This window comes from Gilvibacter sp. (genome assembly GCF_013214815.1).
Taxonomy (GTDB): domain Bacteria; phylum Bacteroidota; class Bacteroidia; order Flavobacteriales; family Flavobacteriaceae; genus Gilvibacter.
On the sequence record NZ_JABSPU010000072.1, the window covers coordinates 1 to 13,740 of the forward strand.

Annotated in this window: 11 protein-coding genes; 5 read left to right on the top strand and 6 right to left on the bottom strand. The window is 44.1% G+C overall.

Annotated features, from left to right (window positions below):
• The 3 genes from HRT75_RS12290 to HRT75_RS12300 all read right to left on the bottom strand — a co-directional run.
• On the bottom strand, positions 1-706 hold a 706-nt coding region (locus HRT75_RS12290; protein WP_291187177.1), incomplete at its 3' end, for an amidohydrolase family protein.
• 75 nt (positions 707-781) lie between these two features.
• Positions 782-2,524, bottom strand: coding sequence for a TonB-dependent receptor (locus tag HRT75_RS12295; protein ID WP_291187180.1), 1,743 nt, complete (start codon positions 2,522-2,524; stop codon positions 782-784).
• A gap of 21 nt (positions 2,525-2,545) precedes the next feature.
• Positions 2,546-5,566, bottom strand: coding sequence for a tetratricopeptide repeat protein (locus HRT75_RS12300; RefSeq protein WP_291187182.1), 3,021 nt, complete (start codon positions 5,564-5,566; stop codon positions 2,546-2,548).
• Between the two features lie 223 nt (positions 5,567-5,789).
• Here HRT75_RS12300 and HRT75_RS12305 point away from each other — a divergent pair, with 223 nt between their 5' ends.
• Genes HRT75_RS12305 through HRT75_RS12315 form a run of 3 tightly spaced genes read left to right on the top strand, consistent with a single transcriptional unit; the run spans position 5,790 to position 9,060 of the window.
• Positions 5,790-6,473, top strand: coding sequence for an ATP-binding cassette domain-containing protein (locus HRT75_RS12305; protein ID WP_291187184.1), 684 nt, complete (start codon positions 5,790-5,792; stop codon positions 6,471-6,473).
• Position 6,474: 1 nt separating this feature from the next.
• Positions 6,475-8,082 carry a hypothetical protein gene (locus HRT75_RS12310; RefSeq protein ID WP_291187187.1) on the top strand — a complete coding sequence of 536 codons (1,608 nt, stop codon included), beginning with the start codon at positions 6,475-6,477 and terminating at the stop codon, positions 8,080-8,082.
• Positions 8,083-8,115: 33 nt separating this feature from the next.
• Entirely contained in the window at positions 8,116-9,060 is a 945-nt protein-coding gene (locus HRT75_RS12315) for a glycosyltransferase family 2 protein (protein ID WP_291187190.1), read from the top strand.
• A gap of 20 nt (positions 9,061-9,080) precedes the next feature.
• On the opposite strand, the gene HRT75_RS12320 is transcribed toward HRT75_RS12315, so the two are convergent.
• Genes HRT75_RS12320 through HRT75_RS12330 form a run of 3 tightly spaced genes read right to left on the bottom strand, consistent with a single transcriptional unit; the run spans position 9,081 to position 12,094 of the window.
• A complete protein-coding gene (locus tag HRT75_RS12320; RefSeq protein ID WP_291187192.1) occupies positions 9,081-10,724 on the bottom strand; it encodes a S8 family serine peptidase in 1,644 nt (547 codons plus the stop codon).
• Position 10,725: 1 nt separating this feature from the next.
• Entirely contained in the window at positions 10,726-11,211 is a 486-nt protein-coding gene (locus HRT75_RS12325; RefSeq protein WP_291187195.1) for a hypothetical protein, read from the bottom strand.
• Positions 11,212-11,269: 58 nt separating this feature from the next.
• Positions 11,270-12,094, bottom strand: coding sequence for a 2OG-Fe(II) oxygenase (locus HRT75_RS12330; protein ID WP_291187197.1), 825 nt, complete (start codon positions 12,092-12,094; stop codon positions 11,270-11,272).
• Positions 12,095-12,190: 96 nt separating this feature from the next.
• On the opposite strand from HRT75_RS12330, the gene HRT75_RS12335 reads away from it, so the two are divergent.
• Positions 12,191-13,072 carry a glycosyltransferase gene (locus tag HRT75_RS12335; protein ID WP_291187201.1) on the top strand — a complete coding sequence of 294 codons (882 nt, stop codon included), beginning with the start codon at positions 12,191-12,193 and terminating at the stop codon, positions 13,070-13,072.
• Positions 13,069-13,740 (top strand): glycosyltransferase family A protein (locus tag HRT75_RS12340; protein ID WP_291187204.1); only part of this gene is annotated, 672 nt, incomplete at its 3' end. The genes HRT75_RS12335 and HRT75_RS12340, both read left to right, overlap by 4 nt.

Below are 13,740 nucleotides of genomic sequence, written 5' to 3' on the forward strand. Positions count from 1 at the left end.
AGGACAAACAATAATCTTCTGCATCTTTCAAAGACTTAATATAAAAGGCAGAATTCTTTTCCGGACGCACCGCATCTACCAAACGCATGGGCGCATCCACAAGGATTCCACTAGGCTCCCCGTCTTTAAGGATCACTTCTCCACCAGACATTTTGGTGTCGGCAGTAACTCCCGCCATTTCTAAGGCCTTGGAATTGACCCATAAGGCATGACCGTCAATACGTCTTAAGGCAACAGGAACATCGGGAAAAACGTCGTCTAAAAGCTCCTTGGTTGGAAATTCTTTGACTTCCCAATCGTTTTGATCCCAACCGCGTCCGCTTAGAAAAATAGGTTGATTTTCTTTCTGAAAGGCCTTAACACGAGCAATCACATCGGTGGCACTGGTGGTACCCACCAAATCTACTTCTTGCATCCCCACTCCTAAATTAAGCAGGTGCGCATGCGCATCAATAAGCCCAGGAACTATGGTCTTCCCTTCTGCGTTGTATATATTTTCACTTTCGAATTCCGCCGTGATATCGTAATCGGCTCCGACGCCAAGAATGACTCCACCCTCACCTACAGCAAAAGCATTGGCCGTTCGGAATTGCTCATCTACGGTATAGATATTGGCATTGGTGACGATAAGTTCTGCAGAGATCTTTTCAGGTTCGGTCTTACAAGAGATCAGACTACAAACAAGCAATAGGGATAGGATTCGCATGGTTGGTTATTTTGTATAAAAATACAACAATACCCGCGTATCTGTCAATGCCTTTAACGGATCAAATCCGCAGTACTACCAATTGAATTTATAGGTAGCGCCTGCGAGCACTTGCAATCCCTGAACCGGGAAGTTATACCATTTCTGATAGTTGGTTCCGACCAAATTGTTACCACGTAAAAAGATAGAAACGCGCTCATTGATGCGGTAAGTTCCGTAAAGATTGGCATCAAAGTAATTATCCAAAGTGACCACTACTGGGAGCGTGTTGGTAAAAGTATCTGAGAATACATCTTGGCGCTCTCCCACAAAGAACAGACTCGCTCCGGCAAACAACTTTTCGCTAAACTGAATGTCAACCGAGGCATTGGCTGTGAATTCCGGTAAGTTCCAAGGATTGCTCCCTGTGAGTTCTCCTGTGTAGCCGAAGTAATTTCCGCTTACTCCAAAAGTCGCTTTCTCGGTTAAGGCAATTTTTAGCTCTCCAAAGAAATTGAGCGTTTCTACATTGTCATAGACCACTTGGAAGGAGTTGCCAAACTCATAACCTTCAAAACCAGCGCTTGCTCCTTTATACGGATTGGACAAAAACAAGGGTTTGTTGTTTTCATTGCTGTACCCACCACGAAGGTTGTAACTCACATTACCAGCGAATTTACCCTTGATCCCTAAATAGGCATCGTAGAGTTGATCTGTAGGCGCGATCATTAAGGTAGGTGATACAAAAGGATTGGTCTCTTTAAAATCGTAATAGGAATTTTGATTGAGATCTCCTTCTATTCCTCCATAGGCAATAACCGTATCGTCCAAAAGTCTATAAGAAGCCCGTACACGTGGATACACAAAAATATCCGTATCGCTGTTTTCAATGTCCTGGCCCATATAAACGGCAGCTCCTAAAAACAGAGTCAAGTCATCATTGAGAATTTCAAGCGCGGGACTGACTCCCAAATTCAATAATCCGTAGTCAATGGGTTGGTCGTCAAAATAACCACGTTCAAAACTTCCAGAAACAAAGTCCAAATCCAGATCCACCAAAAAACGGTAGTCTGTGATTGGGAGTTCAATTTGTGGCGTTAAAATGGCTCTAATTTCGTTGGATCCGAACTTGTCAGACAAAAATCCTATGGTTCCACGGCCTGACTTAAAGTAGGAATCCTCTAAGGTCAAACCTCCGCTCAAAAAAGCGCTGAAATAAGTCTGAGTAGGATCAATACCGTTCACTACATCATCTGGGAAAGAAAGGTCTTGATTGATCCCGTACCAATTGAAAAGCTGATGGGTAACATCTAAATTTATATCATAACCCAGATCTCTTTGAAAGGAGGTATAAGACAGGGCCAGATCCGTATCGAGAAAACTGGCATCCAAAGGGATATCATCAATATCTCCTTGAGCCGAATTGTGTTGCAAAAAGAGCCCGAAGTTATCCGTTCTGCTCAACTGCCAACTGGAATAGAACTCTGCCAGAGCCGTGGTATAACTCCCTAGCCCTAGGGTAGCGTAATTGTCATACAAAGCGGCGCGTTCCGCCTTTTCAACGCCTACAGCGGTTCCTTTCGCTGGCGTAAAAGTAGAAGCCACTGGCACCGAATAGATGCCGTAGGTCACGTCTTGTTTTTGACTCGTAATGGAATCGTTGATCTCTGGAGTCTGTTTTATTTTAAACGCATCAGAAAGACTCGGACTGTAAGGACGAACCACATTGACTACCTCGGTATCGAGGGTTTGTTCCTCATCGTCATCTTGCCCGTGGGCAGTGTAGGTCCCTAGTATAAGTATAGCACTGAGCGCAATCAGTCTGTTAAAAAAGTTCATTAGAAATAGATTGATGATGAATTAATTGGTACCTCCCGTTTCTACAGAAGCATTGGTTTTGGCTTGAGCCGCTTTAATGGTTGCTAGTTCTGCTTCTGCCTCACTGACCACTTCTGGATAATCGGCAAAATTGCTGATCACACTTTCCAGAATATAGGTGGCTTGATAAGCGTCATCCAGCGCAAAGAAATTCTTGGCCATTATTACCAAGCCTTTGGCACCAAATTCTTTGTAACCGGAATAATCCTTGGCCAGAATCTGTACTGTTTCATTGGAGGCAGCGTACTCCTCGTCTGCATTTTGGAAGTATGCTTTGTAATAAAGTGACTCAGCTTTAAGTGATCCTGAAGCAATTTTATTGACCTCATTATAGGCGGATTTGGCCTTATCCATATCTCCTGTTTGCCAAGCAGAACGCGCAATGATGATCTGTGCATCACTTTTTACTTTGGTGTCGATCTTGGGATTGTCCAATACCTTGTCTGCATAGGTCACCGCTTGCTCGTAGCGATCCAACTCATAACTGGATTTCATAATATTAGACTGGGCAAAGATGATGTTCTCCGGAAAGTCTGCGACTTGCTCCAATTGTTCCAAGAGTCCAATGGCCTGGGCGTAATCTTCAGCTTCCAAATACACCTGAGAAAGTCTTGAAAGCGCTTGCTCGGTGTATTCGCTGCGCGGTTGTTCCACTACATAGGTGTAGTGAGGAATGGTCTCCGCATATTCTTGTTCTCCGTAGTACAATTGCCCCAAATAGAAATTGGCCTGTAGCGCGTGACGTCCGTTTGGAAAATCTTCCACATAGGTTTTGAATCGGGTGATCGCCTGGCGCTTATTGTTGGCCAAGAACGATTGTTCTGCAGCTTTATAGGTAGCGTCGTCCAATTCAGAATCAGCAACCTCGACAAAATCTAAAGAAGAAACCCATGAACCGTATTCATCCACACGACCCTGATCAATATAGATCAGCTTGGCAGAAGAAACAGCTTGCAGAGCTTCTGGTGTTCCAGGATAATCAGCCACTACGGCTCTAAAAATACCCAAGGCTTCATCAGATTTATTGTCGTTATCCAAAAGCAAAGCCTTTTTCAAAAGTGCTCGTGGCACATAACTACTTTGCGGCACGTCCTGCACCAACTGATCGTAGGTACGCATAGCTTCTGGAATATTGTCAATACTCACGTAGGTATTGCCCAGTTCATAAAGCGCGTCATCTTTGTATGCGGAACGCGGATACTTGCTCGCAAAATTCTTTAGGCCTTCTATTTTCTGCGGATTGCGATCTACAAAACCGTAGGAAATCGCCTTTTGAAATTCCGCATAGTCCGTGGACGGCACCCCACCTTCAATGGCCATATTGTAATGCTCCATAGCTGGCCAGTACTTACTGGTCACAAAATAACTGTCTCCCAAACGTAAGAGTGCATCGTTTTTAAGGTCCAGATCGGCTGTTGAAGCTGAGAAGCTTTTAAAGTCTTCAATGGCGCTGTCGTATTCCTTCAACTTAAAATGCACATAGCCTTTGTGATATTTGAAATCACGCCATTCTGGGGTTGCGGCACTTCCTGTCAATTGACTGAATTGTCTGTAACCTACCAAGGCATCGGCATAATTGCTGAGTTCATAATCACACTGCGCCTTCCAATAGGTGGCTCTGGCCGTAAAGGCCGCATCTAGTTTTTGCGTTAACGAACGATCCAAATAGCCTTCTGCTTCGGCGTATTCATTATCCAGGATCAGTTCAATCCCACGATAAAAAGCTACTTTTTGAAAAGCCGCCTTTGAAGCAGGATCCTTTTCACGCTCCAAGAGATTCAAAGCCTCTTCGTAATTCTTAGAGGTGATGTAGGAATCAATGAGCAGCGTTTGTAATTCGGCATTGGCCTCAGAATCTGGATAGGTATCCATATAGCTCGCCAACACCTGCGGCACGCTGGTATATGGATTCCCGATCTCATAACTCAACTTAGCATAGTTGAGCCAAGCATCTTGCTGGATCTCTGCAGAAAAGTCCATCTCTGAAGCATTCTTAAAGGCATTGAGGGCCTCTTGTTTTTTGTCTAGTTTGAGGTAAGATTCGGCTAAGTGATAAAAGGCATTCTGTGCAACGGAGTTGCGGCCGTCCACAATTTTATTGAACTCCGCGATGGCTTCTGCATATTGGCCTTGTTTGTAGTAGGCATAACCCAACTGATAGTAATCGGTATTGTTCCATTTGCCTCTACGGCCTTTGAATTCTTGCAGGTAAGGAATGGCTTCGGCGTATTTCTCTTGGTTGAAATAACTCTCGCCAATGATCTTGGCCAGCTCTGAACGCTCTTTAGGTGCTGCGGAATCATATTGTTCTTTCCCAAGGTCAATCGCCTTTTGAAAGTTTCCGAGCTTAAAATTCATATCTGCCTGATAGTACGACAGCTCTTCATTATAGGCCGGATTGTCTCCGACTTGATCAAAATAATCATTGGCCTCCTCATAGGCATCGTTCTCATAGGCGATGAATCCGAGGTAATACTTTGCTTGAGAACCGTAGTTCTTAGAATCCGCTACTCGATTGAGATAGGTCTTGGCCTCATCCCAATTTTTGCTTTTAAAGTAGGCGTAACCGTTGTTGAAATAAAAGCGCTCCAGATCCGAACGGTTCAAACGGGTGTCGTCTACCTTGTCGTACCACTTTCTGGCATAGGAATACTTGCCGTTCTCAAAATAATACTCCGCCACATCAATATAGGCAGAATTTCTGCGGACGCTGGTGGGATAATCCGCCACAAAGGCTTCCATCATCGCATCCGCGCCTTGTTGGTTGAGGCGTACGGCGCAATTGGCAGCATAATAAGCACATTCACTTTTTAGGCCGTCGTCTTCGGCTTCACGACCAATACGTTGAAACAAAGGCTGCGCAGCTAAATACTGACCGTTATTGTAAAGGGCAACTGCTTTTTTAAAGGTGACGTCATCACTGGTGTAGACTGCAGATTGTTGGGCAAAACTACCCACACTCAGCATAAGAAATAGGTAAAATACGGTGAGGTATCTCTTCATGATTTTGGGTTAAAACGCCAATAAAGATAGCGTGATACTTATCCTAATAACGCGCTGATTCCAGCTAAATTATTCAGGGGTTATAAACATTCTCGCAATTCATGCGTTGTTTATTAACAAACGTCCTGTTGGTTACTTTGTTACAAAAAAACTCAGCAGCCGTTTAAAGACCTTAGCACAAAAACAGTATTTTCGTATCAACGCCTAAAATCCCGATCGTTTCATGTCAGAAGCCGTAGTAAAACTTTCTAAAGCCTCTATTTTTCAGAATCAAAATTTGATCCTGAAAGATGTAGACCTTTCCGTAAACAAAGGAGAATTCGTATACCTTATCGGAAAGACGGGCTCTGGGAAAAGTAGTTTTATGAAAACGCTTTACGGAGACCTTCCTTTAAAGCAAGGCGAAGGATTTGTAGCCGATTACGACCTGAGCACGCTCAAAGAAAAAGACATTCCGTTTTTACGCAGAAAGTTGGGTGTGGTCTTTCAGGATTTCAAGCTGCTCAACGACAGAACGGTCAAAGAGAATTTGATGTTTGTCCTTAAGGCTACCGGTTGGAAGGATAAACCTAAAATGGACCAACGCATTGAGGCTGTTCTTTCTAAAGTAGGCATGGAAACCAAGGCATTCAAATATCCTTATGAACTCTCCGGTGGAGAACAACAGCGCATTGCCATTGCGCGGGCCCTATTAAACGAACCTGAGATCATTTTGGCCGACGAGCCTACTGGGAATTTAGACCCACAGACCTCCGTAGAAGTTATGGAAGTGCTGCAAGAGATCAACAAGAACGGGAACACCATTTTAATGGCTACGCATGATTACGCCCTGATCTTAAAATACCCGTCCAAAACCTTAAAGTGTGACGAGCAGCAGATCTTTGAGGTGGTTCAAAAGACCGTCTAATATGGCTCAATCTACACAGCTGCAATCTGGCTTTTGGTTTAAAAACACATTCAAAATCCTTTTTTGGTGCTGCCTTATTGGCTATTTGCTTTTCTATACACCCTACGGACTGGAAAATGGCGATATGGGTTCCATTTTTGGAATCTCTTGGTCCATGTATAACGGTTACTTTCCGCATCTTGATTTTTATTACATAAAACCTGCACTACCGCCCTACTTCCATTCCCTATTGCTTTATGTGACTGAGGATCACGCTTATTTGCTCAACCGAGGCTTTTATTTTGTGCAGGTCTTTAGCTTTTCGTTCTTAGCGGTCAAACTGGTCTCCAGACAATGGCTTAATCTCACTAGTGAAGAGCGCTATTTTCTCTCCGCGCTTGCTGCGGTGGTGACCATCCACAACTATCCACCCATGCCCTGGAACACTATAGACGGAGTGTTTTTTGGAGTGATTGGACTCTATATTTTATTGAGCTATCAGCGCTGGTATCAAATTGCGCTTGCCGCATTTTTTATCGCCCTAAGCGTGCTGAGCAAGCAATCCTTTTACTTCTTCCCGGTGATGATTGCGAGCTATTTGGCCTTGCAGAAAGATTTTAAAAAGCTCTTTATTCTCGTTGGATTTGGTTTGTTTTTCGCTGGATGTTTTGCAGGCTTACTTCTCAGTCAAGGCGCATGGGACGCTTTTTATGCCCAGACCTTTAGTTTTACCAGCGGCCGCTCCCTCTATAAAGCAGGATTTAAAAGTTACGCCTTGGCCTTTAAAAGTCAGGCGCTTTGGTTAATACCTCTGGGAGGGATTCTTTATTTCTTCAGAAAACGGATTCCGGTTCAGGCCAGCTATGTCGTGCTAAATTTAGCCATTGTTGGGTATTTGATCTACCTCTTTTTCAACCCAGATTCTTACCATACGGTCAAGGCTTGGTTGTATCAAGTTTGGTTTTTATTAGCAGTGCTCTTTGGGCTTTTGATGCGGCGTAAAGACAAAGGCTTTAGCCTGCTGTTGCTCTTACTCGGATTGAGTTGGTGCGCCTCCATCAGCAATGGATTCAAAACACCGGTGCATTTCGCCGTTGCTATGGTTATTGCTACCTATGCGTTACTGATCAAATTACCCAAGGTAGAACTCTCCAAAGGATCCGCTGCAGCAGTTTTGTTGGCCTTTGTGGTTTGTTTCTCGATAGGATATCAAACGGTATATAATGATTCCGATCGCAGCGAACTCACCTACGCTATGGGAGAGGTATTCCCGAGGTTAGCTGGAATAAAAAGTGACGCTGAAACCCATCAGCAGTACCAAGAACTCAAAACCCTCAGCGAGCAATACGACAATTTCACTGTGGTACCGAGCATGACCTTGGCGCATTATGTAACGGACACTAAAAACCCTATTGGTGTAGACTGGGTCTTTGACCACCACTTGGCGGGAGAAATTGAAAAGCACTATCAAATATTGGTCGATAAAAAGGTGACCGTCTTTTTAGAACCTTTTGAAGATCACCCCAACAACTATGAGGAATCCGCACGCCTTTCTGTGCTGATCAAAGAACGTTGGATCATGGTAGATCAGACGCCATACTTTAGGGTCTATCAACCGCCCAATCTTTAGTTTTATGCTATATTGCAGGCCTAAGTAATCTACATGGCAGACCCTGTAAAACTTTCTCTAGTCATTCCCTTGTATAACGAGGAGGATAATGTGACTCCGCTTACCGCGCAGGTAGCTGAAGCGCTTAAAGGGTTTAGCTACGAGCTCATTTATATAGACGATTGTTCTACGGACAATACCCGTACAGAGATCCTAAAACTGGGCCATGAGCACGTTCACCTCATTGAACTCAAAAAGAACTACGGCCAATCTATGGCCTTGGCTGCAGGAATTGATTACGCCAGCGGTGATTTCATAGTAACCTTAGATGGCGACATGCAGAACGATCCGGCGGACATTCCAGAGATGTTGGCCAAAATGGAAGCTGAGGATTGGGACATGATCACTGGCTTTCGAAAGAATCGCAAGGATTCCTTTTTAAAGAAGATCCCTTCTAAAATTGCCAATTTTATCATTCGCAAAGCCACCAAATTCAATGTAAAGGATCAAGGTTGTGCTTTGAAAATATTTAGAGCGGAGACTGCCAAAGAACTGAATCTCTATGGGGAAATGCATCGCTTTATCAGCTTGCTGACCTATTTGAACGGCGCCAGAATTACTCAGGTTGCGGTGAACCACAGACCGCGGCAATACGGAAAGTCTAAATACGGACTTGGGCGTACAGTTAAGGTAGTCAATGACTTGATCTTGATCTTGTTTCAGCGCAACTATTTGCAAAAGCCCATGTACCTTTTTGGGAATCTTGGTTTGCTCTTCTTCGGACTCGGGGTGCTCATCAACGGATACTTGCTCTATGAAAAGTTGATCGGTAATGAGATCGGTGACCGTCCTCTGGTTTTTGTCGGCGTTTTATTTGTGCTGATGGGAATTCAGTTTTACACCTCCGGAATCATTATTGACCTGCAAATGCGTACTTACTTTGAGTCTCAAAAACAAAAGCCTTTTAAGATCCGAAAGATCCACAAACCGAAAGGGTAAATTTTTACATGCTTAAAGTTTTAAGGCGATTCGCCCTTGGGCAGAATGACCTCTCGGTTTTCCGGTTGTTTCTCGGGACAGCTTATTTCCAAGTCAGGATTCATAGTGAGCAAAATGCTTCCAGATGCATTTGGACTCAGCTCCACTCCAGGCTGTAATTCAATACCTTCTTTAGCTTCAATCTTAAGGGTGCTGCTTTCGCGGAAGACCTGATTGCGCAAAATCGTATTGCGCGCCACAGAACGAAACTCAAAATCCCAACGATCAAACACCTGATTCTCAATTACGGCCTCTTCTTCAGGAGTCATTAAGTGATGGGTCAAGATCACTGCCCGTCCTGTATTCAAAGAGCCCGATCCGTAGTAACCTTTAAATCGTTTATTCGCCTCCAAGCTATCAATATTGGTCGATGTGGCTTTTAAGATCGATTCCACCTCTTCAAAACTCAAACAGAGATTCAAAGAAAGCATCAAACCAATGGTCCCAGAAACCAAAGGCGTTGCCCCAGAAGTAGTTTCAGAAATACTATAGCTGATGGTATCTTTTAGGATGAACTTGGAATAGCTGAACAAGCCCACACTGGGCGCTAAAATATCCACTTCCTTATTCAAATTAGCGGTTGACACTGGCCAAACGAATGGTTCCGCTTCTAGATCATTGTTGGGATATCCCATGGTTCGACCCACAATATTCTTAACGTTGGCCGAATAGAAATTGTCTTTGACATCAATCAAAATATTGTCCGCCGGATCATCATAGCGATGCATCACCGCACTTACAGAGATCACTTTGTCATAAGAGGCCGGATAATATGGCTTTTGTCCCTTAGTTACCTTCCAATCCTTATTGTGAGCCGCCGCCACCATGATACTTCCGTTGTTGTAGATCTCATAAATGGCTTGCTGAGCCGTCTCGTAATAAATATGAGAACCCCAACTGCAATTGATCACATGCGCTCCCGCATAAGAGAGTTCCACCAACTGTTCTAAGGTTTTAAAATAACCGTAACTGGTCCCGTAAATACTGCAGTCGTAACAAATACCCGGAATTCCATAACCGTTATTTCCTTGGGCGGCGGCATTGGCAGAAATGCTGTAGCCGTGTCCGTTAGAAACGCTCGAGGAACGCAATTGTCTGCTTTTGCCTTTAAAATCGACATTGGTCGTATCCAAGCGGCCATCGGAAATTCCAATGATAATATCTCTCGAACCAGTGGTGTAATACCAGGCCTTAGGCGCATCCAGAAAATCTAAATAATCTAAAGTAAATCCTTCTGTAGTGGTAGTTCCCAAGGGATTGGTACTTCCGTAATCGTTGGGATAGAATACTTTGGCGTCTTCTGGTTTGAGGTTTTCATAGAATTCGAAATATTCCGGAAACTCTTCAACTAATTGCTGCGCCAGATCTTCTTGAGTGCTGATCAACAAATAGGTCCGCATCAATACGGGATTCTTGGAATACAAGAAGGCATTGCGCAAAATAGTATTGGGCACTGCATTGAGCTTTGTGTCCAATGTTTCAGAACCTGTGGCTGCTGACGCGGTTGCTTCTTTATCTTCTAGTGCCGGGAGGTCTGGTTTCATGCGTAAATAGGCCCAAGAAGCTTCTTGCCCTAAGACGGGCAAAGCGCTTAAAACCAATAGTAAGAGTAGGATCTTACGCATCTTATTCCTCTTTGATTATCAAAGCCTCTAAACGTGCCAGACGCGCTTCCAACTCGGTGATCTTTTTATCTTTTTCAATGAGGTGTAAGGTCAACTCCTCTACCTTTTGCAATAAAAGGGTGTTCATTTCTCCGAGATCAATGCCCTGACTAAGCGCTTCTTGTTCTGAAGGAATCCCTTGTAAATGCCCATGCTTTGTGATGTAGGCTTCCATTTCAGTCAAACTGGGAAGCTCATAATCCGAAGCAAAGACAAAATCTGCCCATCCTTCTAAATCCACTTTTACAGATTTGGCGTGAATACGGCCGTTGACCTCTAAGGCATCCTCAGGACTCGCCTTGCCAATTCCCACATTACCATCCGAAGTAATGATCAGTGAATTGGACACGGTTTTTGAAGAAGCCGGACTTAGATATAGAGATTCCTGAGCATAGCTCATAGCTCCCAAAAAGATTAAGGCTAGAGTAAAAAGTTTTGTCAATCGCATAATGAACAATTTTCTTGCTCACTAAAGATACAAAAGTTGTGCCGCCCCAAAGACAGCGCTATTTAGACTGATCTTTTTTATAAACGTGCGGATTCTCTCTAACGCCCTTTTTAAAGACCTTGCGCAAGGCCATACGAGCCTTAGCGTCCATTTGAAGCACCAAATCTCGAAGTTTTTGATCCGGACGCCCTCTAAAGGAAGTGACGTGAAAACGATCTTCAGGCGTGAGGGCAGAATCTGAGAAGTAATAGTTGGAAACACACTGTCTTGTACCGGCGTGTTCTACAGGACTCACACTGTGCCAAGACTTTTGATGAGTAGCCATCACGGCCAATCTGTTGAATCTGCTGTGCAAGGTGATTTGCGGCTTTTTGACTCCTTCCGGCCATAGTTCTAAATGGCCGCCATAAGCGTCTTGCCAATCTGGAGTCACATAAAAAAGCAAGTTCAACACCCGCCATTTGTCTCGATCCTTGTCGTGAGAATTGTCTAAGTGCGGATTGAGAAAATTGTCTTGCGCCATGGCAGAAATACCTCCGGCATACAGATGTTCATCGGGTTGTAGATCACCAATTCCTGTGATCTCATGCACCAAAGCCACCACACGCTCATCTTGAAAGGCATAAATGGCCTCTTCCAAAATAGGGTCGTACTCATCCATCTGAGCCGCAACATGCTTGTATTCTCTGATGCTCTTTTTGAGCTTCATGTCCTTATTGTCTGGAAAAGCCTTGTGGATCTGCAGCGCCAGGTCTTCTGGCAAAAGATCATCAACGACAAAATTACCAATAGCAGCACTGCTGTTTTGATACTGCTCCTTTGCGTCAGCCTGGGCTTCACGGAGGCGCTTTACAATCAGATCAGCTATTTGGGTTCGATTCATTCGTTGAATTTTTGACACCAGAAAAGTAAAACAAAAATCGCTTTTAGGACATATCGTAGCTAAAAATGTATTTTTACTGTTGAACTCGAGTTGCGCATGCTTTCAATTTTAATTCCAACCTTTAATACAGCTATTGGAGAACTGTTGCAGGAATTGCATCGGCAGATCCAAGCCGATCAGCTCCCAGCTCGCGTTTTGATCTATGATGACGCTTCGAGTGATCAGGTTATTGCTTCTCAAAATAAAGAGCAGGCAAATGCTTTGGGATTTGAATACCTCAGCAATACAGAAAATCTGGGACGTACCGCAACGCGATCCAAACTGGCCGAGGCTGCAAAAACGGATTGGCTATTGTTCTTAGATGCTGATGTAATGCCCGCGCGAAAAGATTATTTAAAGTCCATGCTTGCAGATATTCATGACGACTGGAACGTGATCTTTGGAGGAATTGAGTACGCTGCTACTCCTCCCAAAAGGGAACAAATGCTGCGTTATGTCTATGGCAAGAAGCGGGAGGCTAAATCGGCAGTACAACGGGCCGAAAATCCGCATTTCATTATTTCTCAGAGTCTCTGTATCACCAAGAGCATGTTTCAAAAGTGCAATACTATAACCGCCAAAGGTTATGGCTTGGACAATCTGTTCAGCAACAATCTCAAAAAACAAAAGGCGCGCGTTAAGCATACGGACAATCCTGTGGTGCATTTGGGATTGGAGTCCTCGGATACCTTTTTGGAGAAATCATTAGCAGGTATCCAAACCACAATGGAACTGGAAGCTCAAGGGAAATTAGAAGCAGATCTACGCCCTATTCAACGCGTCTATAATCGACTTAAAAAGTTTGGATTGACTGGTGTGTTCTTGGCCCTATCCAATGCCTTTTCCGGAGCCATTGTCAAAAACCTAAAAAGCAACAAACCCAGCCTGCTCCTTTTTGATGTTTATCGAATGAATCACCTCATTAAACTCAAAAAGTGATTGCATTCTCTGTCATTATTCCCGTTTACAATAAGCAGGCCTTTATTCAAAGAACCCTGGAAAGCGTGTTAGCGCAAACTCATCCTGATTTTGAGCTACTATTGGTCAATGATGGTTCTACAGACGGCAGTCTTCAAGTGATTGAGTCTTTTCTAGCGGATGCTCGAGTGAAGCTGATCAGCCAAGAGAATCAAGGTGCCTCAGCAGCGCGCAATAAAGGAATCGCTCAAGCTTCCAATCCTTTCATTGCCCTACTTGATGCGGATGACATTTGGTACCCTGAACATTTGGAGACGCTGGCTAGTTCCATTACTGCCTTCCCAGAAGAATTGGTCTTTGCGAATAACAGTTATTTACAGGAAGGTTCTAACAAACGCCAGCGGAGCTACTCAGTGGTGATTCCTAATCATAAGACTATACTGGATTTCTTTGAAGCCAGCTGTATTGATTCGATCATCAATAGTTCCACTGTCGTCATAAAAAAAGAGCTTTTACAAGCCGTGGGTGGTTTTGACGAGTCGCTCAGCCGTACGGAAGATACCGACTTATGGATACGTTTGGGCGCAGCAGCCGCTGTGGTTTTTGACCCGGCTTATACCGCCTGCGTGATCCGCGATAAAAAGGGGCTTTCGCAGCAACGTGGGACAAAAGTCAAAACGCTTGATTTT

Excerpts from the sequence above, each read along its gene's own strand:
- HRT75_RS12300 (WP_291187182.1), bottom strand. The coding sequence starts at position 5,566 with ATGAAGAGATACCTCACCGTATTTTACCTATTTCTTATGCTGAGTGTG.
- HRT75_RS12295 (WP_291187180.1), bottom strand. The coding sequence starts at position 2,524 with ATGAACTTTTTTAACAGACTGATTGCGCTCAGTGCTATACTTATACTA.
- HRT75_RS12330 (WP_291187197.1), bottom strand. The coding sequence starts at position 12,094 with ATGAATCGAACCCAAATAGCTGATCTGATTGTAAAGCGCCTCCGTGAA.
- HRT75_RS12335 (WP_291187201.1), top strand. The coding sequence starts at position 12,191 with ATGCTTTCAATTTTAATTCCAACCTTTAATACAGCTATTGGAGAACTG.
- HRT75_RS12305 (WP_291187184.1), top strand. The coding sequence starts at position 5,790 with ATGTCAGAAGCCGTAGTAAAACTTTCTAAAGCCTCTATTTTTCAGAAT.
- HRT75_RS12315 (WP_291187190.1), top strand. The coding sequence starts at position 8,116 with ATGGCAGACCCTGTAAAACTTTCTCTAGTCATTCCCTTGTATAACGAG.
- HRT75_RS12325 (WP_291187195.1), bottom strand. The coding sequence starts at position 11,211 with ATGCGATTGACAAAACTTTTTACTCTAGCCTTAATCTTTTTGGGAGCT.
- HRT75_RS12320 (WP_291187192.1), bottom strand. The coding sequence starts at position 10,724 with ATGCGTAAGATCCTACTCTTACTATTGGTTTTAAGCGCTTTGCCCGTC.
- HRT75_RS12310 (WP_291187187.1), top strand. The coding sequence starts at position 6,475 with ATGGCTCAATCTACACAGCTGCAATCTGGCTTTTGGTTTAAAAACACA.